At 34.7% G+C, this 3432-nt stretch carries 1 protein-coding gene; it reads right to left on the bottom strand.

All coding sequences use genetic code 11. The annotated features are described in order from the left end of the window. Window positions 1-3432: thrombospondin type 3 repeat-containing protein (locus tag ACUUYC_RS25310; protein WP_474270615.1), on the bottom strand; the 3432-nt coding region annotated here is incomplete at both ends.

The following is a 3432-nucleotide window of genomic DNA, read 5'->3' as shown; positions in this document are numbered from 1 at the left end:
ATTCATATTTGTGTATGAATTGATCTGGTTTTTGTGGTTGGAAAGTTACATTCTTTACATTTCCACTAATAAGATCGTATTGATAATGCACTCTTTTTATATGCGACTCACAGTCAAGCACATCTGGTTGTATGGTACAATCAGGAATTTTAAGTTCAGTAATATACGTTACCAATTCTTTTACATTTCCATGTACATCATAGTTATAGAATAACGCATTGTCAAAAGAAGGAGCCTTACCTGCCTTAATTTCATCATAGTAAGTAACTGCAGTAATTCTATTTATGCTATTAAAAGCTGTATACGGAGCTGTAAATAAGTCTGAAGAGTATACAACGTTAGTCACATTGTTTTCTACTACAATTCGATCATCATACGTAGTACGTGTTACTTCTCTTTTGTTGCATGAATCATAATGCGTATCAAAATTATTAACACGATCATTTCCTAGGAATAATTTCCCTTCTTCTGATATGTAATAGCTGTTTGTGCTATCTTCTAACTCTCCTGCTTCAAGAATTCTTCCAAGTCCGTCGTAACGTGTGTAACTATAGTCTTTGGTAGGATTTTCTTGTTGTTGTTTTTCATTTTGAGAAGCAATTATTCTTCCTAACTCATCATATGCAAATACTGTAATGCCGCCATCAGGCGTTTTTTGCCATACTAATTGATTTAACGAATTGTATTTGTATTCCGTTTTTAATTCGTGTGCAGGAAGGACTTCCGTACCCAAATTCGAACTTCTATGATCGTTAATAGTAACCATTTCAGTTGGAGTGTGCGAAGCTCTTTTTACACCTTCCGGCGGAACCGTTTGTGTAAGATTTCCTGCTTGGTCATAGTAATACAGTGTATATTGATATTCTTTATCTTCGTAACTAAGATTCAGCTTTTCTATAGCACTATTGATTGCTTGCTGTGTGTAGTTTATTCTAAATTCTTGCTTTACACGCTCTATGTATGTATTGTAATTATCGAGTCCGTATGCTTCTGCAATATTAATCGCAAATTCCTGACAGTCACTTATGGTGTCATTTGTCTGTACGTCAATAGTAGGAAACATTGGTTTTGGCGGACATACAGTTGGATGCTCGTTTAAAAACTTAATAGTGAAGTCTCTCCAGTTTTTGTAATTTTCTTCATTAGGAGTTAGGTATACCAAAGGTGAATTACTTACAGTACTGTATAAAATGTAAGCATCAATGACTCCTTGATAGTTATTAAATCCATAGTTTAAAGGTGTTGCCCCAAATTCTGCAATTGTTAAGAAATAAGGCGCAGTTACATCAACATTGTGTATATCACCACCAGCAAATCCTGTAAGATAGTTTATATAACCTTCCGTGATATATTGATAATTCATGTCATCAAAATATTCTAAGTTATAGTTGCTTGGCAAGTTATAATTTGGAATATCTCCAACAGCATCCGTATATGCTGCCCACATTTCTTGCCTTAACACAGGTCTTATTGTTTGTGGAATACAAGTAATACAAGGTTCGTACTCTGTAGTATTATTTTTGATTCTTATTTGTGTTTCTGCATTTTTAAAAGCAGTGTATCTTCCGCTGTCAGTTCTTATCTTATCTAAATCGCAATTGAAATTTAGTGGGTATAATTGGCTAAATCCTCTATCAGGTGATTGATATATATCGCTTATCGAAACAGCATTTATGCTGGACGGCGAATCATATGCTATTCCATATTCCGTAGGCAAGGCATTTGAAGGTAGTCCATAAGGTTCTACTGCGTTGAAAGTACTATTATTTGCAATTCCATTTTGCATCAATGCATCGGTAAGTTCTATAACAACATAGTAATGATCAACCGTGTTGGGGTTATCAAAAAATAAATGAATAGTATTGGGTAAATTAGAATTTACCGCTACTGGAGCTGCCCATCCTACTGTTGAAAATGTAATAGTATCATCATTATACAATAATCTAGCATTATTGGTAAAGAAAATTAATAACTCTGGAGTCAAATGTTGTGTTACAACTTGAGTTGAATAGAAATTACCCGTACTTAATACATTGTTCAACAGTTGTGTCATTCCTTGATTAAAAACAGTACTGTTATTTTCAATTTCGGTAATACAAGCTTGATTATTGGTGTCTTCATCACAAACGTCACCAATACCGTCATTATCTGAATCTGCTTGATCTGGATTGTATATTTTTGGACAGTTATCACAAACATCGCCTATACCATCGCCATCTTCGTCTAGCTGATCTGGATTGTAAGTCTTAAAACAGTTGTCGCAGGCATCAGGAATTCCATCATGATCCTCATCATTGGCTCCTGTGAGATCACCGCAAGGAGTATCATCACATAGATCACCAATTCCGTCTCCATCTGTATCTACAATGCCACAATCTATATTGTTTCCACTTTCATCACCATCTACAATCGTACAACAATCATAGGCTAACGCTGTGATCGAAGCTTGTATTTGAAAAGGACCAATAATAGGTTGATCAACTCCAGATTGATGAAAATGTGAACGTTTAAAAAATGAAAGTTGTATTTGAGTTTCAGTATTGAATTCGATATTACTAAAATTTTCTAATACCCCTGTACTCTCATCTGTAAGTAGTTCGGTTATTGTGAGTGTTGTACCTTCATATAAATTGAATAATTCAAAATCAATTCTGAATACTTCTGTTCCGTTGTCAGTTATTACGAATGTATCATCGTCAACCTTACTCCATAATGCCTGATCGTTGGTATCTCCAAATAATACAGGAAGTATGGTGTTTTGATATGAAGATAAGTTTGCTAAGGCAACATTTGTTGATAAAAACAGATTTTCTTCTTCTAATTCGTTTAGAAGGTTTTTGAAATCTAATCCAAAATTATCAGCGTCTTCACAGTCAATATTTCCAATATTCAGCACACCACCATCACCTAAACCTTCTCCAATAGCTACTCCATTAGTATCCGTAGCAACATTGTCTTGACCATCTACACTACACTCACCAATTCTAGCAATTGTGTTTCCACTGATGATTACTTCTTCAATTACTTGCGTTGTTCCTGGAGCTACTATTTTTGCAGTCATCATAAAGCCAAACCTTCTTGGTGAGGCATTATCATAAGTAGTGTATGAGAACTGACTAATTTCACTAATCTCCCAACTTGTCCCATATGTACTCCAGTTTAATGCAGTATTTGTTAACGTTAAGTTTATGGCAGGAAATGTAGCTGAAGGTGTTCCAACATTAATTGTAATTGCTACGTTTTGATTTGTTGCTGTCGATGTTATTGTGATTCCAGAATTAGGTACTGAATCACTTGTTGGATTACCTCCTAAATCATCAAATAAGTCCATACTTAAGTAATTCCCATGAAAATCAAAATTTGCAAATCCTGAATTGTTAGTATTACTATCAGTGACAAGTCCTTTTAAGAAGGCTTCTAAATCACGTCCCA

The organism is Kordia sp. E, from assembly GCF_056033805.1.
The sequence above is the reverse complement of the archived record's forward strand: the minus strand, read 5'-3'. Positions and strand labels throughout refer to the sequence as shown.